The following is a 24,074-nucleotide window of genomic DNA, read 5'->3' on the forward strand; positions in this document are numbered from 1 at the left end:
CCCCAGCTGGTTCAAGCCGGGGCAAGGTTGCACATGGGTCAATTCTCAATGACAATTTCCGCTGTTGCCGGGTCAAATCTCAGTGGCAATCAACACTTCCACTGGTCCAGATGCAGGTCGGCGACGACAAGAACCGTGCCTGTCACGGGATGATGCGGGCCTCACCCGCGACCAGCCCATCGACCATGCGATCGAACCGCATCTGGGCGATGGCGCGGTTGCCCGATTGGGTGAACAGCGTCCCGGCCTCGCGCCCGTCGGGCATCAGGATCGGGGTGCCGACGGGGGCCGCCCCCTCGATCCCCAGGGTGACAAGGCCCTTTCGCAGCTCGGTCTTGTGCTTCATCCGGGCGGTGACCTCTTGCCCGACATAGCAGCCCTTGCGGAAATCGACGCCGTGCAGGCGCTCGAACCCGGCCTCAAGGATAAAGGTCTCGTTCGGGATCAGCTCGATCAGCGATTCCGGGATGCAATGGGCGACACGGATGGCGTCGAAATCCGTGCCGTCGTCTCTGGTCTCGGGGCCGTAAAGCCGCCAGCCAAGCGCCTGATGCCGGGGGTCGGTGATGGCGCCTTGTGGCGCGGGGCCGGTGCCGCGCGAAACGCCCAGCGAAACCGGCTCAAGCGTGACGTTCGAGCGCAGCTTGTACATCGACAGCCGCCGGATCAGATCACCCGCCAGCCCCTCATCGACATCTATCAGCAGCCGCTCGCCATCGGGGATAAGCAGGAAATCGGCCAGATACTTGCCCTGCGGCGTCAAAAGCGCCGCCCAGCAGGGCGCATCGCCGACCTTGTTCGTGACCAGCCCCTGCAGAAACGACACCCGGTCCGGTCCCGAAAGCGCAAGAATCCGTCGCATCACTTGTCCCCGAATTGCAGCCGCACCAGCGCCGCATAGACCCCGCCCTGCGCCATAAGCTGGTCATGATTGCCCTCTTCGACAACCCGCCCGGCCTCAAGGACGACGATCTTGTCGGCCTGCCGCACGGTCGAAAGCCTGTGCGCGATGACCAGCGTGGTGCGCCCGGCCGACAGCTCGTCCAGCGCCTCCTGGACCAGCCGTTCGCTTTGGGCGTCCAGCGCGCTGGTCGCCTCGTCCAGAAGCAGGATCGGCGCGTCGCGCAAGACGGCGCGGGCGATGGCCACGCGCTGGCGCTGCCCCCCCGACAGGGCCGAGCCGCGCGGGCCGGCGGGCGTGTCCAGCCCCTGCGGCAGGGCATCGGTGAAATCGGCGACATGGGCCGCGATGACCGCCCGGCGCAGCGCCGCATCGTCCTGATCGTGGCCCAGCAGGATATTCTCGCGCAGGGTTTCGTCAAACAGCGCCGCATCCTGGCTGACGGTCGAGAACTGGTCGCGCAGCGTGGTCAGGCTGAATTCGCGCAAGGCCACGCCGCCCAGCGTAATCTGGCCGGAATCGGGGTCGATCATGCGCGTCAGCAGGTTGAAGACCGTGGATTTGCCGGCCCCCGAAGGGCCGACCAGCGCCGTGGTCTGCCCGGCCTCGGCGGTGAATGTCAGCCCGTTCAGCACCGGATGGCTGTCATAGGACAGCCGCACGTCGTCAAGCCGGATCGTCGTGTCGGGCGGCGGCGCTGTGCGCGGCCCCGAGGTGATCGCGGGCCGCATGTCCAGAACCGCATAGATCCGCTCAAGGCTGGCGGCGGCGATCTGCCATGTGCCCGCCAGACTGCCCAGCCGGCGCAGCGGCTGAAAGGCCAGCGCCATGGCGGTGAAAAAGGACATGAAGTCGCCGACCGTGCGCTCGCCCCGCGTGACCTCGGCGCCGCCAAGGGCCAGCACGCCCACAAAGCCCAGCCCGGTGACGATATCGACCAGCGCCGGCACCGTCGCGCCAATCGCCGACATCTTGATCTGGCCCTGCCGGATGCGGTCGACGATCTGGGCGAAACGGCTGGTCTGGTAATCCTCCATCCGGTTCAGCTTGACGGCGTTGATGCCGTGCAGGACCTCATCCAGCCGGGTCGCGCGCTGGCTGGCGTTGACGCGGTTCTGCCGCATCTTGCGCCGGATATAGCGCTGCACCAGCACCGTGGGCAGGATCAGCAGCGGCGCGCCGATCAGCGCCGCCAGCGTCCAGCCCGGATCGACCGCAATCGCCACCCCGAACAGCGCGACCAAGGACACCACGTCCCGCCCCGCCCCCGAAATGAAGGTGGACCACACGCCCTGCACGGCGATGCTGTCGCCCTGCACCCGCTCGATCATCGCGCCGGGCGGGTTCTTCTGGAAAAAGCTGCTGTCCAGCGTCATGATATGGCGCAGCATGTCGATCTGCATCTTGGTGGACACCGCCAGCGACACCGAGGTCATCAGGCTGCGGTTGATCACGAAAGTCGCGGCGCGGATCAGGAACAGCGCAAAGATCACGCCGCCCACCCACCAGATCGCATCGGTATCGCCGCCGACAAAGACCCGGTCGAACAGCGGCTTCAGCATCCAGCTCAGCACACCCAGCGTCGAGCCCTCGATGACCAGAAAAAACAGCGCCAGCAGGATGCGCGCCCAATAGGGGTTCAGATAGTCGCGCCACATGCGGGCGAACAGATTGGCCGTCTTTTCTAGTCGTTCCGCCATCATGTCCCCGATACCCGGTCTGGCAAAAAGGGATAAGCCGCATGGGCCGCCGGGGCAAGCGGCTAGGATGCCTGCGTGACGTTGACCTTCCTCGGGGGGCGTCCTACCGATGGCGCGAGGACATAAGGTTTTTCGCATGAGCTTCGCCCAGGGCCACCCCGTCATCGCCATTCCCGGCCCCTCGCCGACGCCTGATCGGGTGCTGCGCGCCATGCATCGCGCCTCGCCCGACATCTATGGCGAGGCGATCGCCGTGGAAAACCGCGCCATGATCGCCGGGCTCAAGCGGCTGGCCGGCACCTCGGCGCATCTGGCGGTCTATATCGGCAATGGCCATGCCGGGTGGGAGGCCGCAAATACCAACCTGCTGAACCGGGGCGATCACGCTTTGGTGCTGACCTCTGGCCATTTCGGGCGCGCCTGGGCGGGGTCCGCCCGCGCGCTTGGCATTTCGGTCGAAGAGCTGGATTTCGGCGCCGCCCCCCCCGATCCGCAGCGTCTGACCGAGCGGCTGGCCGAGGACCGCGAAGGCCGGATCACCGCCGTTCTGGTCTGCCAGGTCGATACCGCCAGCTCGGCCCGCGCCGATATCCCGGCGCTGCGGCGGGCCATGGGCGATCACCCGGCATTCTTCTGCGTCGATGCCATTGCCTCGCTGGGCTGCGAGCCGATGCATATGGACGATTGGGGCGTCGATCTGCTGGTCTCGGCCAGCCAGAAGGGGCTGATGACCCCGCCCGGCATGGCCTTTGTCTGGGTCTCCGAACGGCTGCGGGCGCGGGGGCGGACCGATCTGGCCACGCCCTATTGGGACTGGGCGCCCCGGACCGAGGCGCAGGAATTGTGGCAATATTGGGGCGGTACGCCGCCAGTCCAGCATGTCTATGGCATGAACGAGGCCCTGCGCATGCTGCTGGACGAGGAAACCCTGCCCCGCGCCTGGGCCCGGCATGAGGGGCTGGCCCGCGCGACCTGGGCCGCGCTTGAGGCATGGGGTCAGGGCGGCACCGGCATCGCGCCGGTGCAGGCCGTCCCGGCGGCGCGCGCACGCGCGGTCACCGCCGCGATCCTGCCCGGCGCCGCGCGGCTGCGGGCATGGACCGCCACTGAGGCCGGCGTCACGCTGGGCATCGGCCTTGGCGCGGCGGATCCCGACAACGCGCTGCGCATAGCCCATATGGGCTATGCCAATGCCCCCCAGCTTCTGGGCACGCTGGCGGTGATCGAGGCCGGGATGACCGCGCTTGGCATCCCGCATGGGCCGGGCGCGCTGGACGCGGCGGCGCGGGTGATTTCCGGCGCAAGCTAGGGCGAACTGGAACGCCCTTCGTCGCCCTTGCGGCTCTCCGCGCATCGCCTTGCGAATAGTTGACAATTTTACATTGGTGCTGGATACAGACCCGACACGAGCCGCATCAAGGCAGGCGCGCGATATCGCGTAACGCCCTGTTTTCTGTTTTGCGGCTTCAGGCGAATCTGTGGAAACATAGGAACCAGCATGAATTTTCTGTCGCGCCTTCGCGCCGGGACAACCGTGACGCTTGCCTGCCTGCTGCTCTCTGCGCCCGTCGGCGCCCAAGAGACCGGCGCGACCGCTTCAGCCCCCGCGCCGCAGCCCGCCGAACCGGTTGCCACGACGCCCGCACCCGCCTTGCCCACCGCGACCGCGACCGCACCGGCCGGGACTGCCGCACCCGTCGTCACGGTCCCTGCCCCGGCGGAACCTGCCGCCATTCCCGGCGCCAGCCTTCTGCCGCAATCGGTTCAGGATGCTTTGGCACCGATGGTGCGCGACCCGAATCTGCCGCATGACCTGTCGCCGATGGGCATGTTCCTGGCCGCCGACTGGGTGGTCAAGGCGGTGATGATCGGTCTGGCCTTTGCCTCGGTCATCACCTGGACCGTGCTGATCGTGAAGGTGCTTGAGCTGCTCGGCGCCTCGCACCGGGCAAGGATTGGCATCCGCCGGGTCGAGGACGCCCCCAGCCTGCCCGCCGCACTGGCCGCCAGCCGCGACCGCAGCGATCCGGTCTCGCGCATGGTGCGCGCCGCCGCCGGTGAATATGACCGCTCGGCCGCCGCGCTGGATCAGGCCGGCGATACCGGCGTCAAGGAACGGGTCGATTCGCATCTGGAACGTATCGAGGCCGGTGCCGGCCGGCGCATGAGCCGGGGCACCGGGGTTCTGGCCACCATCGGCTCGACCGCGCCTTTTGTGGGGCTGTTCGGCACCGTCTGGGGCATCATGAACAGCTTTATCGGCATTTCCGAGGCCCAGACCACCAACCTCGCCGTCGTCGCCCCCGGCATCGCCGAGGCGCTGCTGGCCACCGCCATCGGCCTGATCGCGGCCATCCCGGCGGTGGTGATCTACAACGTCTTTGCCCGCGCCATCACCGGCTACCGCCTGCGTCTGGCCGAGGCCGCCGCCGGCATCCGCCGCTTGGTCAGCCGCGATCTGGATTTCCGCGGCTCGGCGCAAGTTCCGGGGGAATAGGCCATGGCCGGCGGCATCCGCGACAACCTTGGCGACGATCTGGCCGAGAATCATGAAATCAATGTCACGCCCTTTATCGACGTCATGCTGGTCCTGCTGATCATCTTCATGGTGGCGGCGCCCCTGGCGACGGTCGATGTGAACGTGGACCTGCCGGTCTCGAACGCGACACCGGCCAAGCGCCCCGATCAGCCGGTCTATGTCACCGTCAAGCCCGACCTGACGCTGGCTTTGGGCAATGAGGACATCCCCGCGGGCCAGCTGGCCGAGGCGCTGGCCCACGCCACCAATGGCGACCGCGAGCAGCGCATCTTCCTGCGCGCCGATGCGGCCGTGACCTATGGCGACCTGATGGGGGTCATGAACAGCCTGCGCGAGACCGGATACCTGAAGATCGCGCTGGTCGGGCTTGAGGCCGCGCCCGCGCCCGAAACGCCCGCCGATGCCGCAGCCATCCCCGGAACGGCGACGACGCCGGCCCCGGTCGCGGGCAGCGCGCCATGAGCCGGCGCAGGGCATGGCTGGCCACCGGCGCGCTTTGGTGCGGTGCCGCGACCATTGCTTTGGCCGCCCATATCGGCGGCGGGGTCTGGGCAAGCCGCATGGCGCAGGCCGCGGCCCCGCCGGGCCTGCCCGATCCGATCTTCATCGAGCTGGCGCCGATGCCCACTGCCGCCGCACCCACAGACGAGGTCGAGCAGGAAGAACAGGAGGAAGCCCAGCCGGAACCGGAGCCAGAGCCTGAGCCTGAGCCTGAGCCTGAACCCGAGCAGGCCCCCGAAGAGCAGATCACCGATCTGCCTCTGCCCGAGCTAGCGCCGCTGCCGGACATGAATTCGCTGTTCCCGCCGCCCCCCGATGCGGTAGTGCTGCAGAAATCCACCCGCCCCAAAGAGCGCCCCGAACCGCCCAAGGAAGAGCTGGCCGAAGCCCCGCGCGAGAAAAAGCCCGAAAAAGAACCCGAGCCCAAGAAGAAACGCGAGAAGAAGGCCGAAGAGGCCCAACCCTCGCGCAAGGCCACGACCCAACTCAAGGCGCCCAAGGGCGAGCGGACCGCCGCACCGCAGGCGCAGGCCGGCGCCCCCAGCAAGAAGCAGGTGGCAAGCTGGCAGTCCAAGGTGAATGCGACGGTCGCCCGGCACATGAAGCGCGCCCAATCCAAACTGTCCGGGCGCGGCTCGGTCACGGTCAATATCCGCTTCAGCATCGACGCCAGCGGCCGGGTCAGCAGTGCGGGGCTGGCCGGCTCGACCGGGAATGCCAGGAACGATGCGGTGCTGAACCGTCAGGCCGCCAGCCTGCCGCGCCTGCCGACGCCGCCCTCGGGCAGATCGACGACGCTGACCCTGCCGGTGAAGGTGCAGCTGCGCTGAGCAGGCATAAGGCCCGGCCCGCGCGGTGATCCGTGATCAGCGCGGCAGGCGGCTGACCAAAAGCTTGTCGATGCGGCGGCCGTCAAGGTCCACGACCTCGATCCGCCAGCCCTGCCAGTTCACATGGTCACCCACCTGCGGCAACCGCCCGGTCAGGTCCAGAACCAGCCCGGCGGCGGTGGAATAGTCGTGATCCTCGGGCAGGGGCGCGGACAGGCGGTCGGCGAACTCATCCGCCGGCATCCAGCCCGCGACCAGCATGCTGCCGTCGTCGCGCTCGACGACCTTGGGTTCGTCATCGTCCCAGCCGACGAATTCGCCGGTGATCGCCTCAAGCACGTCCATGGGCGTCACCACGCCCTCGAAATGGCCGTATTCGTCATAGACCAGCAGCATCTGCCCCGGCGAGGCGCGCAGCCGGGCGATGACCTCGGGGGCGTCCATGGTCTCGGGGATGATCGGGGCGGGCTGCATGACATTGCGCAGGTCGAACGAGGCGCTGCGGCTTTGCGACAGCAGATCGACGCTGGCCACGACGCCGATCAGATTGTTGGGGTCGCCATCGCCGACCGGCAGCCGGGTGCGGCGGCTGTCGCGGAACTTGCGCGCCACCACCTGCCAGCTGTCGGCGACATCCAGCACCTCGATGTCCCGGCGCGAGGTCATCAGCCGCCGCGCGCTGCGGTCGGCGATGCGCATGACCCCGGCGATCATCTCGGTTTCGGCGCGGTGCATGACGCCAGCGGTTTCGGCCTCGGAAATCACCAGCCGGATTTCCTCGTCGCTGATCGATTGCTTGTCGTCGCCCGATTGGCCCAAAAGCGCCAGAACCAGTTTGCCCGACCGGTCCAGAAGCCAGACCAGCGGCGCCGCCACGCGCGAAACCCCCAGCATCAGCGGCGCCACGCGGGCGGCCACGCGTTCGGGCGCGCGCAAAGCCAGCTGCTTGGGAACCAGCTCGCCCACGATCAGCGACAGATAGGTGATGACGACGACCACGCCGCCCATGCCCAAGGGCTGCGCCAGCGTCGCCGGAACGCCCAGTCCCGGCAGGGCGGCGGCCAGCCGCGCGCCCAGCGTCGCGCCCGAGAACGCGCCCGACAGCACGCCGACCAGCGTGATCCCGATCTGGACCGAGGACAGGAAGCGCCCCGGCTGTTCGGCCAGGCGCAGGGCGATGGTCGCGCCGTGATCGCCGCGTTCGGCCGCCACCTTCAGCCGCGCCGGCCGGGCCGAGACGATGGCCATTTCCGACATGGCCAACAGCCCGTTCACAAGGATCAGGACCAGAACGATCGCAATTTCAAACCACATCGGGCGGACTCTGAAAGAAGGGGAAAAATGCCTCGGCCAGCGCGCCGCACCGGGGCGCCCTGCTTGCGGGAATGTCGTCGATCATGCGGGTATCGGCAGGATGCTCCGGCTGGGTCATGCGCCAATATAGACGTGTCGCCAGCCATGGCAATCGCCGCGGCCGCATATCGGGCCGTGCCGCCAGCGGGCAATGGCGCAACAATATACGACTTTATGATTGGTTTTCAGAAATAAACCATGCATTTGCGCGTCTTTGCCTGCTATTCAGACATATTCTTGCCGAGTAGATGTGTAAAGCCGATGAAAGACAGTGCCGACCCGGCCGAGCAAATCATCCTTGTCCTGCAAGGCGGCGGCGCGCTGGGGGCCTATCAGGCCGGCGCCTATGAGGCCCTGAGCGAGGCCGGCCGCGAACCGGAATGGCTGGCCGGGATCTCGATCGGATCGATCAATGGTGCGCTGATCGCGGGAAACCCGCCCGGCCGCAGGCTGCCGGCGCTGCGCAAATTCTGGGAAAGCGTGACCGGCGCGCCCTGGCTCATGGGCAGCTGGCTCGAGGCCCTGCCCCAGCCCGAACAGATGCGCGCGCTGTGGAACGAAAGCCGCGCCACCATGAGCACACTGTTCGGCGCACCGGGTTTTTTCCGTCCCAAGCTGCCGGATCTGTCATCCTTTCTGCCCGGGCTGATGCGCCAGACAAGCTGGTACGACACCTCGCCGCTGCGCGAGACGCTGGACCGGCTGGTGGACTGGAACTATCTGCATGACGAGGGGCCGCGCCTGACCGTCGGCGCCGTCGATGTCGAGACCGGCAACTTCACCTGTTTCGACAGCCGTGAAACCCGGCTGAGCGTCGAGCACATCATGGCCTCGGGGGCGCTGCCGCCGGGCTTTCCGGCGGTCGAGATCGACGGGCGGCATTACTGGGATGGCGGGCTGGTCTCGAACTCGCCCTTGCAGGTGGTGCTGGCCGCGCCGAACCAGAGGCCGCTTTGCATCTATCAGGTCGATCTTTACCAGTCGCGCGACGGCCTGCCGCAGACCATGTCGCAGGTCGAACAGCGCGAACGCGAGATCCGCTTCTCGAGCCGCACCCGCATGAACACCGACGAGTTCCGCAGCCGTCACGCACTGTCGCGTGCCGCCCGCCGGCTGCGCAGCCGCCTGCCGGCGGAATTGCAGGGCGACCCCGATCTGGCGATGCTGGTCGAGGCCGGGCCGGCCTATCCGGTCAGCCTGATGCATCTGATCTATCGCCACGCCGATTACGAAAGCGGCAGCAAGGATTACGAATTCTCGCGCCTGTCGATGCTGGATCACTGGCGCGACGGGCAGCGCGACGCGGCGCGCTCGCTGGCCGATCCGCGCTGGACCGGCCGCAAGGTGCCCGAGGACGGCCTGCTGGTCTTTGATGCCAATGACCCGCACCGGGGCGCGGACAGAACCTGACGGCGCCATGTCCGGGCCGCGCCCCGCAACGGAAGCGGCCCGGCCGGGTCTCAGCCCTTGCTGAACAGCCCGGGCGCGCTGCGTGGGGCCGAGAACATGTATTGCGGCGCCGCCTGCGCGCGCGCGCCCAAAGCCGCCGCCGCGTGCCAGGGCCAGCGCGGATCGTAAAGCGCGGTCCGGGCCAGCGCGATCATGTCGGCATCGCCATTGGCGACGATGGCCTCGGCCTGCTCGGGCGAGGTGATCAGCCCGACGGCGATCACCGGCATCCTGACCGCCTGCTTGACGGCGCGCGCCAGGGGCACCTGATAGCCCGGCGCGACCGGGATCCGCGCCGTCGCATCAATCCCGCCGCTGGAGATATGGATGGCCGCGCAGCCCCGCGCCTCAAGCGCGCGGGCAAAGGCGATGGTGTCCTGAATGTCCCAGCCGCCCTCGATCCAATCCGTGCCCGAGACCCGGACCGAGACCGGATAGCCCGCCGGCACCACGGCCTTGATCGCGTCAAAGATTTCCAGCGGGAAACGCAGGCGGTTTTCAAGGCTGCCGCCATATTCGTCATCGCGCCGGTTCGACAGCGGCGACAGGAATTCATGCAGCAGATAGCCATGGGCGGCATGGATCTGGATCGCGTCCAGCCCCAGCCGCAGGGCGCGGCGGGCGGCATCGACAAACCCCTCGCGCACCCGCGAAAGCCCCGCCGCATCCAGCGCCACCGGCGGGTTTTCACCCGCATGCATGGGCAGGGCCGAGGGCGCCACCGTCTGCCAGCCATTCGGCGCATCGGGCGCGATCTGCTGGCCACCAAGCCACGGCTTTTCGGTCGAGGCCTTGCGCCCGGCATGGCCAAGCTGGATGGCGATGGGCATGTTCGACCACGCCCGGATGCCCTTGAGCACACGGGCCATGGCGGCCTCGGTCGCGTCATCGTAAAGCCCGACATCGCCATAGGTGATGCGGCCCTCGGGCAGGACGCCCGTCGCCTCGATGGTCAGGATGCCGGCGCCCGACAGCGCCAGCCCGCCCAGATGGATCAGGTGCCAGTCGGTCATCTGCCCGTCCGTGGCCGAATACTGGCACATGGGGGCAATCACGATGCGGTTGGAAACGGTCTTGTCGCCGATGGCGATGGGCTGGAACAGCTTGGGTTCGGGCATGCGCCCCTCCTGATGACGTTACCGCTATCAGGTAGGCAGCGCGCGCCGCTCCGCAAGCCCCTCTAGATACTGTTTCTTTCGTGATAGGTGCGCAGGAAGGCCTGAATGCGCGGGTCCTGCGGCTGATGCAGGATGCGGTCGGGGCTGTCCACGCCCACCAGCTCGCCCTTTTCCATGAAGGCGACCTGATCGGCGACATGGGCGGCAAAGCCCATCTCATGGGTGACGACGACCATGGTCATGCCTTCGCTTGCCAGCGTCTTCATGACGTTCAGAACCTCGCCCACCAGTTCGGGGTCCAAGGCGCTGGTCGGCTCGTCGAACAGCATCAGCCGCGGCTCCATGGCGATGGCGCGAGCGATCGCCACGCGCTGCTGCTGGCCACCCGACAGGCGCGAGGGGTGGTTCGACATCTTGTCGGCCAGCCCGACCTTGGTCAGCGCCTCGCCGGCACGGCTTTCGGCCTCGGATTTCGACATGCCGCGCACGCGGATCAGTCCTTCGGCGACGTTTTCGCGGGCGGTCATATGCGGCCACAGATTGAACTGCTGGAACACCATGCCAATGCCGCGCCGCATCTCGCGCAGGCGCCGGCCCGACATCCGCTTGCCGGGCACCTCATAGCCGATCAGGTCGCCATCAATGCGGATTTCGCCGGAATCATAGGCTTCCAGAAAGTTGATGCAGCGCAGCAGCGTGGACTTGCCCGAGCCGGAGGGCCCGATCAGGCAGGTGACCTTGCCGGGCGGGATCGACAGATCCACGTCCTTGAGCGCGTGAAAGGGACCGTAAAACTTGTTGACCTTGCTAATCTCGACGGAGGAGGCCTGCATCTTCAGGTCCTTTCTTCGATCAGGTGTTTGGTGACGCGCGCCTCAAGCCGGTGGCCGATGCGCGAAATGGTTTCCACGAGCGCCCAGAAGAACAGCGCCAGCACAAGGTTCGCCTCGAGGTAACGAAAGGTCTCGGTGGACATGCGGCTGACCTGATACATCAGTTCGGGCACGGTGATGATGGACAGGATCACGGTTTCCTTGGTCAGGATGATCGAGAAGTTGACCAGCGCCGGCAGCGACGAGACCAGCCCAAGGGGCAACAGGATGCGGCGGATGATCGCGGGTTCGGCCATGCCGATGGCACGGGCGGCCTCGATCTGGCCATGGGGCACGGCGCGAAAGCCCGAGCGGAAGATCTCGGCGAAATAGGGGCTGCCATAGATGGTCAGACCCAAAAGGCCCGCAGGCAGCGCGTCCAGCCGCAGCCCGATCAGCGGGCCGCCGTAGTAAAGGACGAAAAGCTGGACCAGAAACGGCGTGCCCCGGATCACCTCGATATAGATCTGGATGATCCAGCCGACCCAGCGCGGGGCATAGCGCTGGATCAGCGCGATCACCAACCCCAGCGCCATGCCGAAGACGGTGCCCAGCAGCCAGCACAGGACGGTGACGCCAAAGCCGCGCAGCAGCGAGGGGCCATATTGTTCAAAGATCGCGAAATCCATCACACGGCCGTCCTGTGTTCAAGGTAACGCCCCAGCACCGCAAGGCAGAGGTTGATCAGCAGATAGATGCAGGCGGCGGCCAGATAGACCTCGAGCGGGCGAAAGGTGGTGGCGGCCTGCGCCTGACTGGCGCGCGTGACCTCCATGATGCCCACGACCGAGACCAGCGACGAGGCCTTGACCAGCAGGATCAGCTCATTGACCAGCGCCGGCAGCGACATCGAAAACGCCTGCGGCAGGATCACCCGGCGCCAGATATCGACCGGGCTCATGCCGATGGCGATGGCGGCCTCGGCCTGACCTTTGGGCAGGGCGGCGATGGCGCCACGCCAGATTTCCGAAATATAGGCGCTGGCGCAGATACCCACCGTCACGATAGCGGCGAAAAAGGCCGGCACGTCCAACCCGATGACCGGCAGCGTGTAATAAAAGACCAGCAATTGCACCAGCAGCGGCACGCCGCGCAGAAAGCTGACCCAGATGGCGGCAAAGCGGCGCAAGGCCCCATAGGGCGAAAGCCGCGCGGCACAGATCAGCGTGCCGATGATCAGCCCCAACCCGATCCCAAGGACCGAGATCAAGAGCGTATTGCGCGCCGCCCAGAAGAGCGGCCCGAAACTTTCCAGAAAGACCGGGATCGAGAACATGCGCGCCTCGGCTGGCAGGGGATTGAGCGGGCGGAAGGGATGCGGGCGGGGGCGGCCCCGCCCGCAAGGGGCTTATTTCGTCGGCACTTCGCGCGGCAGTTCGACAGCGGCGCCCAGCCATTTTTCCTGGATCGCCTTGACGCGGCCGTCATCGGTCATCTTCAGCAGCGCGTCGTTGATCGCCTTGGCAAAGCTTTCGCTGTCGGCCTCCTTGCGCAGCACCCAGGCGAAGTATTTCGGCTCGCCGAACTGAGCGGGCTCGAACAGCGCAAAGGTCTCGGGGCGGTTCTTGACCAGATAGGTCAGGTTCGGCAGCGAGCCCGCCACCGCGTCCAGACGGCCGGCGGCCAGATCGGCATAGGCCTCGTCGGTGGTGCCGTATTCCTTGATGGTCACATCGCCCAGCGTGGCGCCGTAGGCCTCAAGCTGCTTGAACTGCGCGGTGCCCTGCTGGACGCCGACGGTCTTGCCCTTGATGTCCTCGGGCTTGGTCACCTCGGTATTGCCGGCGGCCTTGACCAGCGACACGGTCGCATCGGCGATCGGCAGGGTGAAGGTGTAACGCTCAAGCCGCTCGGGGGTGATGGTCACCGGGGCGATGACGATGTCGAATTTCTTCACCTCAAGGCCCGGCAGCTCGGCGGTCCAGGGAATGTCCTGATAAAGCGGCTCGACGCCGATTTCCTTGCTGACCTCGTCAAAGAGGTCCTTGGTGATGCCCTCATAGGTGCCGTTGGTCAGCATGTCGAAGGGCGCGTAATGCATGTCGGTCGCGGTGACGATCTTGCCTGCGGCCTTGATTTCGGCAAGCTGGTCGGCCTGCGCGGCATGGCCAAGGCCGATGGCGGCCAGGCCGAACAGGGCGGCCTTGATGCTGGTCTGGAAGGTCATGTCGTTCTCTCCTTGTTGGTCGGGATATCCGGGGCCCGCCGCGATGCGTTGCGCGACCGGCCCCTTTAGGATCAGAGAATGCCGGGCAGATTCAACCCATGCTCGCGCGCACAGTCCAGCGCGATCTGATAGCCCGCATCGGCATGGCGCATGACGCCGGTGGCGGGGTCATTCCACAGCACGCGGGCGATGCGCCTGTCGGCATCTTCGCTGCCGTCGCAGCAGATCACCATACCCGAATGCTGGGAAAAGCCCATGCCGACGCCGCCGCCGTGATGCAGGCTGACCCAGGTCGCGCCGGATGCGGTGTTCAAAAGCGCGTTCAGCAGCGGCCAGTCGGAAACCGCGTCCGAGCCGTCCTGCATCGCCTCGGTTTCCCGGTTGGGCGAGGCGACCGAGCCACTATCCAGATGGTCGCGGCCAATGACGATGGGGGCCTTCAGCTCGCCGTTCCTGACCATCTCGTTGAAGGCAAGGCCCAGCTTGTCGCGCAGGCCAAGGCCGACCCAGCAGATCCGCGCCGGCAGGCCCTGAAAGCTGATGCGGTCCCGCGCCATGTCCAGCCAGTTGTGCAGATGCGGGTCGTCGATCAGTTCTTTCACCTTCTGGTCGGTCTTGTAGATGTCCTCGGGGTCGCCCGACAGCGCCGCCCAGCGGAACGGCCCGATGCCCCGGCAAAACAGCGGCCGGATATAGGCGGGGACAAAGCCGGGAAAGGCAAAGGCGCGCTCGAAACCTTCTTCCAGCGCCATCTGGCGGATGTTGTTGCCATAGTCGACGGTCGGAACGCCGGCATCGGCAAAGGCCACCATGGCCTCGACCTGCTTGCGCATCGACTTGCGGGCGGCGCGTTCCACCGCCTTGGGGTCGGTTTCCTGACGCGCGCGCCATTCCGCGACCGTCCAGCCCTCGGGCAGATAGCCATGCACCGGGTCATGGGCGCTGGTCTGGTCGGTGACGATATCGGGGCGCATGCCGCCCGCCTGCATCCGGCGCACAAGTTCGGGGAACACCTCGGCCGCGTTGCCGATCAGCGCCACGGATTTCGCCTCGCCGGCCTTGGTCCAGCGGTCGATCATCTCCAGCGCCTCGTCAAGGCTGTGGGTTTTTTCATCGACATAGCGGGTGCGCAGGCGGAAATCGGCGCTGACCTCGTTGCATTCGACCGCGAGACAGCAGGCCCCGGCCATCACGGCGGCCAAGGGCTGGGCGCCGCCCATGCCGCCAAGCCCGCCGGTCAGTATCCATTTGCCTTTCAGGCTGCCGCCGTAATGCTGGCGCCCGGCCTCGACGAAGGTTTCATAGGTGCCCTGAACGATGCCCTGGCTGCCGATATAGATCCAGGAGCCGGCGGTCATCTGACCGTACATGGCCAGACCTTTCTTATCCAGCTCGTTGAAATGGTCCCAGTTCGCCCAATGCGGCACAAGGTTCGAGTTGGCGATCAGCACCCGCGGCGCGTCCTTGTGGGTGCGGAAAACGCCCACGGGCTTGCCGGATTGCACCAGCAGGGTCTGGTCCTCTTCCAGCGCCTTCAGGCTGTCGACGATCAGGTCGAAATCCTTCCATGTCCGGGCGGCGCGGCCGATGCCGCCATAGACCACCAGTTCATGCGGGTTTTCGGCCACGTCAGGATGCAGGTTGTTCATCAGCATCCGCATCGGCGCCTCGGTCAGCCAGCTTTTCGCGGTGATCTCGGGGCCGGTGGCCGGGTAGATGTCGCGGGTGTTGTGACGGGGATTGTCCATGTCTCGCTCCGTTCAGGCCAGCATATTGCCGGAAATGATGATACGTTGAATTTCGCTGGAACCTTCGTAGATCCGCATGATGCGCAGATCGCGGTTGATCCGTTCGATGGGAAAATCGCGGGTATAGCCATAGCCGCCATGCAGTTGCAGCGCGGTGTCGGCGACCTTGCCCGCCGCCTCGGAGGCCGCCAGCTTGGCCATGGCCGAGGCCAGCGAGAAACGCCCGCCCGCGCCTTCATGCGCGGCCTGCCGCTGGCGCGCGGCATCCTGTGCGATCAGCAGCGCCTGCCGGTAGGCAAGGCCCATATCGGCGATCATCCAGCGGATGCCCTGCTTGTCGCTCAGCGCCTCTCCGCCGATCACGCGGTCCTTTGCATAGGCGATGGCGGCATCCATGGCCGCACCCGCAAGGCCAAGGCACTGCGCCGCGACCTCGATCCGGCCATTGTCCAGAACCTGCATGGCGGTGCGGAAACCCTTGCCCTCGTCGCCCAGCAGGGCGTCCTCGGGCAGATGGCAGTCGATGTTGAGGGTAAAGACGTGGCCGCCTTTCAGGCCCATCGTGCGCTCGGCCGGGCCGGCATCCAGCCCGGGCGTGTGCTTGGGCAGGATAAAGGCCGAGATGCCGCGATGGCCCTTGTCGGGGTCGGTCACCGCATAGACCACGATGAAATCCGCCACCCCTCCGTTCGAGATGAAGCATTTCGTGCCCTTGAGATGCCAGCCGTCACCCGCGCGCCGGGCGCGGGTCTTCATGTCGGCGGGGTCCGATCCGGCGGTGGGTTCGGTCAGCGCGAAGGCCCCCAAAGCCTCGCCCGTCGCGGCGCGGGGCAGCCATGCGCGTTTCTGCGCCTCGGTCCCGCCGATCAGGATCGAATCCGTCGCCAGATAATGCGCCGTCAGCGCCGAGGCGGTCGAGCCGCAGGCCCCCGCCACGATCGCCACCGCGCGCAAAAGCGCCGGGGCCGAGATGCCGCTGCCGTCATAGTCCTCGGGCAGGTTCGCGCCCATCATGCCCGCCTGTCCCAGCACGGCAAGCTGGTCATGGACAAAGGCCGCCGCCTCGTCGGTATGGGCCGCCTTGGGCGCGATCTGTTCCGCGCAGATGCGGGTCAGCACGTCGCAAAACAGCCGCTCTTCCTCGGCCAGCATGTGCCAGTCGTCGTTCATGCGCGATCCTCCAGTCCAAGTTGGCGCAAGACGGCCTGCAAGTCGCCGCCAAGCTGCGGGGCGGAATGCGCAGCCACCGGCTTTTCGCCGTCAAAGCGCACCGGCTGGCCGACGCTGGGCGCCGTGCCCAGCGTGGCATGGGGCAACTGGCTGACCAGACCGCGCGCATGGCTGTGCTCGTTACCCGCCGCCTTGGCGATATCCCAGATCGGCGCCGTTGGGATACCCACGCCAGTCAGCGCCGCCACGGCCTGTTCCGTGGTCAGGCCACTGGACCACGCCTCGATCAGCCCCTTGACGGCAGGCTCATGCGTGGTGCGGCTTTCGTCGCTGGCGAAACGGGGATCGTCCGCCGCCTCGGGCGCGCCGATCAGCGCAGCCAGCGCGGCGAATTGCTTGGAGCTGAGGACCGCGATCACCACCTGCCCGTCGCGGGTCGCATAGCAACCAAAGGGCGTGGACAAGGGGTGGCGATTGCCGACCCGCTGCGGCGCCTGCCCGGCATAGAAATGCAGCGCGTGGCTGGTGGTCAGCATGGAAAACAGCGCGTCATACATGGCGACGTCCAGCGTCGCGCCTTGCCCGGTCCGGCCCCGCTGCACCAAGGCCGCCATGATCGACCAGCTAGCAAACAGCCCGGCGATCAGGTCGGCCACGCTTTCGCCGGTTTTCAGGGGCGCGCCGCCCTCTTCTCCGGTTCCCGCCATCAGCCCGGACATGGCCTGCACGACCAGATCATAGGCCGGCAGATCGCGAAACGGCCCCTGCTGCCCAAAGCCGGAAATCGAGCAATAGACCAGCCCCGGATTGGCCGCCCGCAGCGCGTCCGCCCCGAGACCCAGCCGCTCGGCCACGCCGGGACGGAAGTTTTCCACGACCACATCGACGCGGGCCGCGATCCCTTGCGCAAGCTCCAGATCGGCGGGGTTTTTCAGGTCCAGCACCACGCTTTGCTTGCCGCGATTGTTCAGCGTGAAGAGCGCGCTTTCGCCATCCTTGAACGGGCCGATATGGCGGTAATCGTCGCCTTGCGGCGGCTCAATCTTGATGATCTCGGCCCCCAGATCGGCCATCAGCGCCGTGCAGTAAGGCCCCGCCAGCACGCGGGACAGGTCCAGCACCCTGATCCCGGCCAGGGGCTTCATGCGCGGACCTCGGACGCAAGGGCGGCCAGCCGCTCAAGGATCGCCTTCAGCGTCACCCGCAGCGCATCCGCCTTGGCGGGGTCATAGGCAAAGGGCGGGGTCTCGGTCGCCAGATGCGTCGATTGCGCCAGCTCCATCTGGATGGCGTGAACGCCCGTGCCCGGCTGGCCGTAATGGCGCGTCGTCCAGCCGCCCTTGAAACGGCCGTTCAGCACATGGCTGCGCCCGGTCGCGGCGCAAAGCTCGAACACCGCCGCCTCAAGCCGCGGATCGCAGGACGCACCGCTGTTGGTGCCGATGTTGAAATCGGGCAGCGTGCCTTGGAACAGGAACGGGATATGGCTGCGGATCGAGTGGCAATCATAAAGGATCGCCACCCCGTGCCGCGCCCGCACTCGCGCGATCTCATCCGCCAAGGCGGCGTGATAGGGGCCGTGGAACTGGTGCTTGCGATGGGCGATGTCATCGGCGTCCGGTTCCGAGGTCCAGATCGGCTCGCCATCGAAATCGGTCAATGGCACCAGCCCGGTGGTGTTCTGGCCGGGATAAAGGCTCGCATCATCGGCGCCGCGATTGGCGTCGATGACATAGCGGTGAAAGGTCGCCCGCACCGTAGTCGCGCCGGGCAGCAGCCCGTCGTAAAGCCGTTCGATATGCCAGTCGGTATCGGCCAGCACCTGCCCGCGCGGGTTCAGCCGGGCGCGGATGTCGTCGGGCAGCCAGGTTCCGGTATGGGGCAGGCCCAGAATGACCGGGCTGTCGCCGGGGACGACCTCGACCGGGATCACGGAGCCACCTCGGCCAGCAATTCGGGGGCGACGGCGGCGACCAGCTCGCCCTCGCGGATCAGGTTCGCGGCCTCGGCCAGATCGGGGGCCAGATAGCGGTCCTGTTCCAGCGGCGGCACCGTTTCGCGCAGTCGCGCGATCACCGCCTGCAAGGTGTCCGAGGTTTTCAGCGGCGCGCGGAATTCGACACCGGCGGCGGCGCAAAGCGCCTCGATGCCGATGATCTGGGCAAGGTTCGCGTTCATGCGCTTGAGCCGCCGCGCGCCATGGGCGGCCATGCTGACATGGTCCTCCTGATTGGCGCTGGTGGGGGTAGAATCCGTCGAGCAAGGCGTCGCAAGATGCTTGTTTTCGCTCATCAATGCGGCGCTGGTGACTTCGGCGATCATCAGCCCGCTGTTCAGCCCCGGGTCGGGGGTCAGGAAGGGCGGCAGGTCATGCGACAGTGCCGGGTCCACCATCAGCGCGATGCGCCGCTGCGAGATCGCGCCGATCTCGGCAATGGCCAGCGCGATCTGGTCGGCGGCAAAGGCCACCGGCTCGGCATGGAAGTTCCCGCCCGAGACGATCTGATCGGCGCCCACCAGCACCAGCGGGTTGTCGGTGGCGGCGTTCGCTTCGATTTCCAGCGTGCGGGCGGCCTGCCACAGCAGGTCGATGCAGGCCCCGGTCACCTGCGGCTGGCAGCGGATGCAATAGGGGTCCTGCACGCGGGTATCGCCCTCGCGGTGGCTTTCGCGGATCTCGGATCCGGCCATCAGGTCGCGAATGGCGCGGGCGGCGGTGATCTGGCCGCGATGGCCGCGCAGCGTGTGGATTTCCTCAAGGAAGGGCGCGGTCGAGCCCATGATCGCATCGGTCGAGAGCGACGAGATGACCAGCGCCGCCCGCGCCGAGGCAAAGGCGTCAAACAGCCCCGCCAGGGCGAAAGCGGTCGAAACCTGCGTGCCGTTGATCAGCGCCAGCCCCTCTTTCGCAGCCAGCACCACCGGGGTCAGGCCCGCCGACTTCAGCGCCTGCGCCGAGGACATTTCGCGACCCTGATAGATGGCGCGGCCCTCGCCCAGCAGGGTCGCGGCCATATGTGCCAGCGGCGCGAGGTCCCCCGAGGCCCCGACCGAGCCCTGCGCCGGAATGACCGGCAGGACGCCCTTGGCCAGCATGTCCTCGATCAGCCCGATCACCTCGGGGCGGACGCCGGATGCGCCACGGCCCAGCGACAGCAGTTTCAGCACCATGATCAGGCGCACGGTTTCCGGCTCGACCGGCTCGCCCACGCCGCAGCAATGCGACAGGATCAGGTTTCTTTGCAGCGTCGCGGTATCGCCCGCCGCGATCTTGATCGAGGCCAGCTTGCCAAAGCCGGTATTGACGCCGTAAACCGCCGCGTCGCCATCGACAGCGGCCTGAATGCGCGCGGCCGAGGCCGCGATGCCCGGCCGGGCGCTGTCGGCCAGCCGCACGGCCAGCCCCTTGCGCCAGACCTGTTCAAGCTGGGCCAGAGTGGTTTCACCGGGGATCAGGATCAGTTCAGACAAATTCGCCTCCGACGATGCGGGCATGAAGGGGATTGAAGCCGATGCGATAGGTCAGCTCGGCCGGGTGTTTGACGTCCCAGATCGCCAGATCGGCGCGCAGGCCGGGGGCGATCTGGCCGCGATCATTCAGCCCCAGCGCCGTGGCCGCGTGGCGGGTCACGCCGGTCAGGCATTCGCTGGGGGTCAGGCGGAACAGCGTCGCGCCCATGTTCATCGTCAGCAGGATCGAGGTCAGCGGCGAGGTGCCGGGGTTGCAATCCGTGGCCAGCGCGATCGGCACGCCGGCGTCGCGCAGGGCCTGCACCGGCGGATATTTCGTCTCGCGCAGCGTATAAAAGGCACCGGGCAGCAGCACCGCCACCGTGCCGGATGCCGCCATGGCGTCGATGCCGTCCTGTCCCAGCCATTCCAGATGGTCGGCGGACATGGCGCCATGCTGCGCGGCCATCGCCGCACCGCCCAGATCGGAAAGCTGTTCGGCATGCAGCTTGACCGGGATGCCCAGCGTCTCGGCATGGTCGAATATCGCCGCCATCTCGTCGCGGGAAAAGGCGATCCCCTCGCAAAAGCCGTCAACCGCGTCGATCAGGTCCTCGGCATGGCCGGCCTGCATGCCGGCGATCACCACATCGCGGATATAGCCGGCGCGGTCATCCTTGTATTCGGGCGGCAGGGCATGGGCGGCCAGCCAGCTTGTGCGGACATGGACCGGGCGCATTTCGCCGATCAGGCGGGCGACGCGCAGCATCTTCAGCTCGGAGGCCACGTCCAGCCCATAGCCCGACTTGATTTCCAGCGTGGTCACGCCTTCGGCCAGCAGCTGATCGACGCGCTTCAAGGCGGCGGCCAGCAGCACCGCCTCATCCGCATCGCGGGTGGCGCGAACCGAGGACAGGATGCCGCCCCCGGCGCGCGAGATCTCTTCATAGCTGGCGCCTTCCAGCCGCATCTCGAATTCGCGGGCGCGGTCGCCGCCAAAGACGATATGGGTGTGGCAGTCGATCAGCCCCGGCGTCACCAGCCGCCCGCCCAGATCGTGGCGCGCCGCATGGGCATATGCCGCCGGCAATTCCGATTCGACGCCGGTCCAGACGATTCGATCCCCGCTGATGACCAGCGCGCCACGCTCGATCAGGCCGTATCCGCCTGATTCCGCGTCCATTCTGGCGATTTGCGCATCGGTCAGGACCAGCATCGGCAAAGCTCCGGATTGATTTCTTGGCTGCTCTATGTCTATACTTAATGAAACTCTATGTCTAAACTTATTTTTGCATACAGAGGGACAAGGCGATGGTGCAGATCTGGGCGGAACGGGCCTTGTTGCCGGGTGGCTGGGCGGAACATGTCGGCGTGACGCTGGATCAGGGCCGAATCGCCCGGGTCGAGCCGGGCGCCGCGGCCGCAGGCCAACGCGTCGGCCTGCTGCTGCCGGCGATGGCCAACCTGCACAGCCACGCCTTCCAGCGCGCCATGGCCGGCCTTTCCGAGGCCAAAGGCCCCGAGCCGCGCGACACCTTCTGGACCTGGCGCCAGATCATGTACCGCTTTCTGGACCACCTGACGCCCGACGATATCGAGGCCATCGCCAGCCTCGTGCAGATGGAGATGCTCGAGGCCGGCTATGCCACCAATGTCGAGTTCCACTATCTGCATCACCGCCCCGGCGGCGGGCATTACGACAATATCGCCGAGATGTCGGCGCGCATCGCCGCCGCCAGCGCCCGCACCGGCATCGGGCTGACGCTGCTGCCGGTGCATTACCAGTTCGGCGGCGTGGACCGCCGCGCGCTTGCGCCGGGCCAGAACCGTTTCGGCACCACGCCCGAGGACTTCCAGCGCCTGCTGGACGGCGCCGAGGCCGCCCTGACCGCGCTGCCCCCGGATGCGGGCATCGGTATCGCGCCGCATTCCCTGCGCGCCGTCTCGCCCGAGGGGCTGCGGCTTTGCACCGAACTGCGTCCCGACCGCCCCCTGCACATGCATCTGGCCGAGCAGATCCCCGAGATCGAGGAAATCAGCGCCGCCTATGGCCTGCGCCCGGTCGAATGGGTGCTGGAGAACTTCGCCCCCGACCGGCGCTGGACGCTGATCCACCTGACCCACATGACCGAGGACGAGACCCGCCGCCTTGCCGCCACCGGCGCCGTCGCGGGCCTGTGCCCGATCACCGAATCAAGCCTTGGCGACGGCATCTTCAACGGCACCATCTGGGCCGAGGCCGGCGGGCGGCTGGGCTTTGGCTCGGACAGCAATATCCGTATCTCGCTGACCGAGGAACTCAGGACGCTGGAATACAGCCAGCGCCTGCGCGACCGTGGCCGGGCGATTCTGGCGACGCCGGAACGCTCGACCGGGCGGGTGATCTATGAGGCGGGGCTGGATGGAGGCGCCACGGCGGCGGGGCGCGAGACCGGCGCCATCGCCCCCGGAAACTGGGCCGATCTGCTGGCCGTCGATCTGGACAATCCGGTCATGGCCGGGCGCAAGGGCGATCAGATGCTGGACAGCCTGATCTTCGCCGGTCATGACGGTCTGGTGCGCGAGGTCTGGTCAGCCGGGCGTCATCTGGTCAAGAATGGCCGTCATATCGACCACGACCGTATTGTTTCCGATTATCTGGCGACCATCGCCCGCGTTCAGGACCGCATGTGACCGAAAAGACCGCCCAGCTTTCCAAGGCTCAGGCCATCACCAGCGAGGTGCGCCGCCGCATCGTCGACCGCGAATGGCGTCAGGGCGACCGCATCCCCGACGAGGCGGAACTGGCGGTCGAATTCGGCGTCGCCCGCGCCACGGTGAACAAGGCCCTGCAAATGCTGGCCGAGGAAGGACTTCTGGACCGCAAGCGCCGCGCCGGGACCCATGTCACCGTGAACCCGGCGCGCAAGGCCACGCTGACCATCCCCATCGTGCGCGAACAGATCGAGGGCGCGGGTCTGGAATACAGCCACCGGGTCGTGGCGCAGAAGCTCAGCCCGATCCCGGCGGATGTGGCCCTGCGCATGTCCCTGCCCGAAGGGGCGGAACTGATCCACCTGCGCACCGTCCATTACGGCGACAGCCAGCCCTTTCAGGTCGAGGACCGCTGGATCAATCCCGGCGCCGCCCCCGGCGTCGAGCGGATCGACTTTCACCGCATCAATGCCAATGAATGGCTGGTGCGCAATTTCCCATGGCTGCATGCCGACATGGCGTTCTCGGCCGAAAACGCCAATGCCCGCGACGCGCGGCTGCTGGAAGCCCGGCAGGGCACGGCGCTTTTGATCCTGCAGCGGACGACCTTCAACGACCTTGGCGCCATCACCACGGTGCGGCTGGCCTTTCACCCCGGCTATCAGCTGATCGCCACGCCCTAGTCCCGCTTGGCTTTCGAGCGGCCTTCGCCTAATAGGACGGCCAATCCCAAAAAGGAAAAGCCATGGCCAGCGCCAATCTCAACATCATGATCAAGGCCGCGCGCAAGGCGGGCCGCAGCCTCGTGAAGGACTTCCGCGAGGTCGAAAACCTTCAGGTCTCGGTCAAGGGCGCGGGCGATTTCGTCAGCCGCGCCGACCGCGAGTCCGAACGCATCATCAAGGAAGAGCTGCGCGGCGCGCGTCCGAACTATGGCTGGCTGGGCGAGGAAACCGGTACCGAGGCGGGCGAGGACCCGACCCGGCGCTGGCTGGTCGATCCCTTGGACGGCACCACCAACTTTCTGCACGGGCTGCCGCATTGGGCCGTCAGCATCGCGCTGGAGCACAAGGGCGAGATCGTCGCCGCCGTGGTCTATGACGCCGCCAAGGACGAGATGTTCACCGCCGAGCGTGGCGACGGCGCCTTTCTGAACGACCGCCGCATCCGGGTTTCGGCCCGCCGCCAGATGATCGAATCGATCTTTGCCACCGGCGTGCCCTTTGGCGGGCGCGGCACCCTGCCCGCGACGCTGCGCGATATGGCGCGGCTGATGCCGCTGACTGCGGGCGTGCGCCGCTGGGGCGCCGCCGCGCTGGATCTGGCCTATGTCGCCGCCGGCCGCTTTGATGGCTACTGGGAACGCGGCGTGAACTCATGGGACGTCGCTGCCGGCATCCTGCTGGTCAAAGAGGCGGGCGGCTTTGTCGAATCGATCCGCCCTGATGAAAACCCCGTCGAATCTGGTTCGATCGTGGCCGGCAACACGCAGCTTTTTGACGAATTCGCAGGAATTATACGTCAGCGCGACTGACCCGGCTTGACCTTTGCCGATGGCGGGCGCATGGCCGGTATACCAAAC

The 24,074-nt window shown here is 66.9% G+C and carries 22 protein-coding genes; 8 read left to right on the forward strand and 14 right to left on the reverse strand.

Features of this window, described 5'->3' with window-relative positions; genetic code table 11:
• Window positions 1-142: 142 nt before the first annotated feature.
• Together ygfZ and DFP89_RS07155 are read right to left on the reverse strand one after the other, a co-directional pair.
• Window positions 143-862, reverse strand: coding sequence for a CAF17-like 4Fe-4S cluster assembly/insertion protein YgfZ (gene ygfZ / locus DFP89_RS07150; protein ID WP_114348749.1), 720 nt, complete (start codon window positions 860-862; stop codon window positions 143-145).
• Window positions 862-2,601 carry an ABC transporter ATP-binding protein gene (locus DFP89_RS07155; RefSeq protein ID WP_114348909.1) on the reverse strand — a complete coding sequence of 580 codons (1,740 nt, stop codon included), beginning with the start codon at window positions 2,599-2,601 and terminating at the stop codon, window positions 862-864. Before DFP89_RS07155 ends, ygfZ begins: the two co-directional genes overlap by 1 nt.
• Window positions 2,602-2,737: 136 nt before the next feature.
• Here DFP89_RS07155 and DFP89_RS07160 point away from each other — a divergent pair, with 136 nt between their 5' ends.
• The 4 genes from DFP89_RS07160 (at window position 2,738) to DFP89_RS20295 (ending at window position 6,471) form a co-directional block, all read left to right on the forward strand.
• A complete protein-coding gene (locus tag DFP89_RS07160; RefSeq protein WP_114348750.1) occupies window positions 2,738-3,910 on the forward strand; it encodes a pyridoxal-phosphate-dependent aminotransferase family protein in 1,173 nt (390 codons plus the stop codon).
• A gap of 189 nt (window positions 3,911-4,099) precedes the next feature.
• Entirely contained in the window at window positions 4,100-5,098 is a 999-nt protein-coding gene (gene exbB / locus DFP89_RS07165; RefSeq protein WP_114348751.1) for a tonB-system energizer ExbB, read from the forward strand.
• Window positions 5,099-5,101: 3 nt separating this feature from the next.
• Window positions 5,102-5,602, forward strand: a complete 501-nt coding sequence (gene exbD, locus DFP89_RS07170) for a TonB system transport protein ExbD (RefSeq protein ID WP_114348752.1) — start codon at window positions 5,102-5,104, stop codon at window positions 5,600-5,602.
• Window positions 5,599-6,471, forward strand: a complete 873-nt coding sequence (locus tag DFP89_RS20295; protein WP_181870279.1) for an energy transducer TonB — start codon at window positions 5,599-5,601, stop codon at window positions 6,469-6,471. The genes exbD and DFP89_RS20295 overlap by 4 nt, the downstream gene beginning before the upstream one ends.
• Before the next feature lie 36 nt (window positions 6,472-6,507).
• Here DFP89_RS20295 and DFP89_RS07185 read toward each other — a convergent pair whose 3' ends face one another.
• Window positions 6,508-7,785, reverse strand: a complete 1,278-nt coding sequence (locus tag DFP89_RS07185) for a hemolysin family protein (protein WP_114348754.1) — start codon at window positions 7,783-7,785, stop codon at window positions 6,508-6,510.
• Window positions 7,786-8,085: 300 nt separating this feature from the next.
• On the opposite strand from DFP89_RS07185, the gene DFP89_RS07190 reads away from it, so the two are divergent.
• Window positions 8,086-9,234 (forward strand): DUF3734 domain-containing protein, encoded by a 1,149-nt coding sequence (locus tag DFP89_RS07190; RefSeq protein ID WP_114348755.1) that lies wholly within the window; start codon window positions 8,086-8,088, stop codon window positions 9,232-9,234.
• 50 nt (window positions 9,235-9,284) lie between these two features.
• On the opposite strand, the gene DFP89_RS07195 is transcribed toward DFP89_RS07190, so the two are convergent.
• The 11 genes from DFP89_RS07195 to hutI form a co-directional block, all read right to left on the reverse strand.
• Window positions 9,285-10,391 carry an NADH:flavin oxidoreductase/NADH oxidase gene (locus DFP89_RS07195; RefSeq protein WP_114348756.1) on the reverse strand — a complete coding sequence of 369 codons (1,107 nt, stop codon included), beginning with the start codon at window positions 10,389-10,391 and terminating at the stop codon, window positions 9,285-9,287.
• A gap of 62 nt (window positions 10,392-10,453) precedes the next feature.
• Window positions 10,454-11,224 carry an amino acid ABC transporter ATP-binding protein gene (locus DFP89_RS07200; RefSeq protein WP_114348757.1) on the reverse strand — a complete coding sequence of 257 codons (771 nt, stop codon included), beginning with the start codon at window positions 11,222-11,224 and terminating at the stop codon, window positions 10,454-10,456.
• 2 nt (window positions 11,225-11,226) lie between these two features.
• Window positions 11,227-11,892, reverse strand: coding sequence for an amino acid ABC transporter permease (locus DFP89_RS07205; protein WP_114348758.1), 666 nt, complete (start codon window positions 11,890-11,892; stop codon window positions 11,227-11,229).
• Window positions 11,892-12,539, reverse strand: a complete 648-nt coding sequence (locus DFP89_RS07210) for an amino acid ABC transporter permease (protein WP_114348759.1) — start codon at window positions 12,537-12,539, stop codon at window positions 11,892-11,894. Before DFP89_RS07210 ends, DFP89_RS07205 begins: the two co-directional genes overlap by 1 nt.
• A 72-nt stretch (window positions 12,540-12,611) precedes the next feature.
• Window positions 12,612-13,430, reverse strand: a complete 819-nt coding sequence (locus DFP89_RS07215) for a transporter substrate-binding domain-containing protein (protein ID WP_114348760.1) — start codon at window positions 13,428-13,430, stop codon at window positions 12,612-12,614.
• Window positions 13,431-13,501: 71 nt separating this feature from the next.
• Window positions 13,502-15,178 carry a urocanate hydratase gene (hutU, locus tag DFP89_RS07220; RefSeq protein ID WP_114348761.1) on the reverse strand — a complete coding sequence of 559 codons (1,677 nt, stop codon included), beginning with the start codon at window positions 15,176-15,178 and terminating at the stop codon, window positions 13,502-13,504.
• A gap of 12 nt (window positions 15,179-15,190) precedes the next feature.
• Window positions 15,191-16,348, reverse strand: coding sequence for an acyl-CoA dehydrogenase family protein (locus tag DFP89_RS07225; RefSeq protein WP_114348762.1), 1,158 nt, complete (start codon window positions 16,346-16,348; stop codon window positions 15,191-15,193).
• A complete protein-coding gene (locus tag DFP89_RS07230; RefSeq protein WP_114348763.1) occupies window positions 16,345-17,493 on the reverse strand; it encodes a CaiB/BaiF CoA transferase family protein in 1,149 nt (382 codons plus the stop codon). Before DFP89_RS07230 ends, DFP89_RS07225 begins: the two co-directional genes overlap by 4 nt.
• Window positions 17,490-18,281, reverse strand: a complete 792-nt coding sequence (gene hutG / locus DFP89_RS07235) for an N-formylglutamate deformylase (RefSeq protein ID WP_114348764.1) — start codon at window positions 18,279-18,281, stop codon at window positions 17,490-17,492. Before hutG ends, DFP89_RS07230 begins: the two co-directional genes overlap by 4 nt.
• The gene (gene hutH / locus DFP89_RS07240; RefSeq protein WP_220269820.1) at window positions 18,278-19,843 is read right to left on the reverse strand and encodes a histidine ammonia-lyase; all 1,566 of its coding nucleotides are present in this window, start codon (window positions 19,841-19,843) and stop codon (window positions 18,278-18,280) included. Before hutH ends, hutG begins: the two co-directional genes overlap by 4 nt.
• Window positions 19,812-21,014 carry an imidazolonepropionase gene (gene hutI, locus DFP89_RS07245; protein WP_114348765.1) on the reverse strand — a complete coding sequence of 401 codons (1,203 nt, stop codon included), beginning with the start codon at window positions 21,012-21,014 and terminating at the stop codon, window positions 19,812-19,814. The genes hutH and hutI overlap by 32 nt, the downstream gene beginning before the upstream one ends.
• A gap of 95 nt (window positions 21,015-21,109) precedes the next feature.
• On the opposite strand from hutI, the gene DFP89_RS07250 reads away from it, so the two are divergent.
• The 3 genes from DFP89_RS07250 (at window position 21,110) to DFP89_RS07260 (ending at window position 24,026) form a co-directional block, all read left to right on the forward strand.
• Entirely contained in the window at window positions 21,110-22,471 is a 1,362-nt protein-coding gene (locus DFP89_RS07250; RefSeq protein WP_114348766.1) for a formimidoylglutamate deiminase, read from the forward strand.
• Entirely contained in the window at window positions 22,468-23,175 is a 708-nt protein-coding gene (locus tag DFP89_RS07255; RefSeq protein WP_114348767.1) for a histidine utilization transcriptional repressor HutC, read from the forward strand. The genes DFP89_RS07250 and DFP89_RS07255 overlap by 4 nt, the downstream gene beginning before the upstream one ends.
• Window positions 23,176-23,237: 62 nt before the next feature.
• A complete protein-coding gene (locus DFP89_RS07260) occupies window positions 23,238-24,026 on the forward strand; it encodes an inositol monophosphatase family protein (protein ID WP_114348768.1) in 789 nt (262 codons plus the stop codon).
• Window positions 24,027-24,074 lie beyond the last annotated feature (48 nt).

This window comes from Paracoccus lutimaris, from assembly GCF_003337565.1.
GTDB classification, from domain to species: domain Bacteria; phylum Pseudomonadota; class Alphaproteobacteria; order Rhodobacterales; family Rhodobacteraceae; genus Paracoccus; species Paracoccus lutimaris.

What these genes read in the sequence shown, in the direction of transcription:
- ygfZ (WP_114348749.1), bottom strand. Translation starts at nt 862, where the DNA reads ATGCGACGGATTCTTGCGCTTTCGGGACCGGACCGGGTGTCGTTTCTG.
- DFP89_RS07155 (WP_114348909.1), bottom strand. Translation starts at nt 2,601, where the DNA reads ATGGCGGAACGACTAGAAAAGACGGCCAATCTGTTCGCCCGCATGTGG.
- DFP89_RS07160 (WP_114348750.1), top strand. Translation starts at nt 2,738, where the DNA reads ATGAGCTTCGCCCAGGGCCACCCCGTCATCGCCATTCCCGGCCCCTCG.
- exbB (WP_114348751.1), top strand. Translation starts at nt 4,100, where the DNA reads ATGAATTTTCTGTCGCGCCTTCGCGCCGGGACAACCGTGACGCTTGCC.
- exbD (WP_114348752.1), top strand. Translation starts at nt 5,102, where the DNA reads ATGGCCGGCGGCATCCGCGACAACCTTGGCGACGATCTGGCCGAGAAT.
- DFP89_RS20295 (WP_181870279.1), top strand. Translation starts at nt 5,599, where the DNA reads ATGAGCCGGCGCAGGGCATGGCTGGCCACCGGCGCGCTTTGGTGCGGT.
- DFP89_RS07185 (WP_114348754.1), bottom strand. Translation starts at nt 7,785, where the DNA reads ATGTGGTTTGAAATTGCGATCGTTCTGGTCCTGATCCTTGTGAACGGG.
- DFP89_RS07190 (WP_114348755.1), top strand. Translation starts at nt 8,086, where the DNA reads ATGAAAGACAGTGCCGACCCGGCCGAGCAAATCATCCTTGTCCTGCAA.
- DFP89_RS07195 (WP_114348756.1), bottom strand. Translation starts at nt 10,391, where the DNA reads ATGCCCGAACCCAAGCTGTTCCAGCCCATCGCCATCGGCGACAAGACC.
- DFP89_RS07200 (WP_114348757.1), bottom strand. Translation starts at nt 11,224, where the DNA reads ATGCAGGCCTCCTCCGTCGAGATTAGCAAGGTCAACAAGTTTTACGGT.
- DFP89_RS07205 (WP_114348758.1), bottom strand. Translation starts at nt 11,892, where the DNA reads ATGGATTTCGCGATCTTTGAACAATATGGCCCCTCGCTGCTGCGCGGC.
- DFP89_RS07210 (WP_114348759.1), bottom strand. Translation starts at nt 12,539, where the DNA reads ATGTTCTCGATCCCGGTCTTTCTGGAAAGTTTCGGGCCGCTCTTCTGG.
- DFP89_RS07215 (WP_114348760.1), bottom strand. Translation starts at nt 13,430, where the DNA reads ATGACCTTCCAGACCAGCATCAAGGCCGCCCTGTTCGGCCTGGCCGCC.
- hutU (WP_114348761.1), bottom strand. Translation starts at nt 15,178, where the DNA reads ATGGACAATCCCCGTCACAACACCCGCGACATCTACCCGGCCACCGGC.
- DFP89_RS07225 (WP_114348762.1), bottom strand. Translation starts at nt 16,348, where the DNA reads ATGAACGACGACTGGCACATGCTGGCCGAGGAAGAGCGGCTGTTTTGC.
- DFP89_RS07230 (WP_114348763.1), bottom strand. Translation starts at nt 17,493, where the DNA reads ATGAAGCCCCTGGCCGGGATCAGGGTGCTGGACCTGTCCCGCGTGCTG.
- hutH (WP_220269820.1), bottom strand. Translation starts at nt 19,843, where the DNA reads ATGCCCGCATCGTCGGAGGCGAATTTGTCTGAACTGATCCTGATCCCC.
- hutI (WP_114348765.1), bottom strand. Translation starts at nt 21,014, where the DNA reads ATGCTGGTCCTGACCGATGCGCAAATCGCCAGAATGGACGCGGAATCA.
- DFP89_RS07250 (WP_114348766.1), top strand. Translation starts at nt 21,110, where the DNA reads ATGGTGCAGATCTGGGCGGAACGGGCCTTGTTGCCGGGTGGCTGGGCG.
- DFP89_RS07260 (WP_114348768.1), top strand. Translation starts at nt 23,238, where the DNA reads ATGGCCAGCGCCAATCTCAACATCATGATCAAGGCCGCGCGCAAGGCG.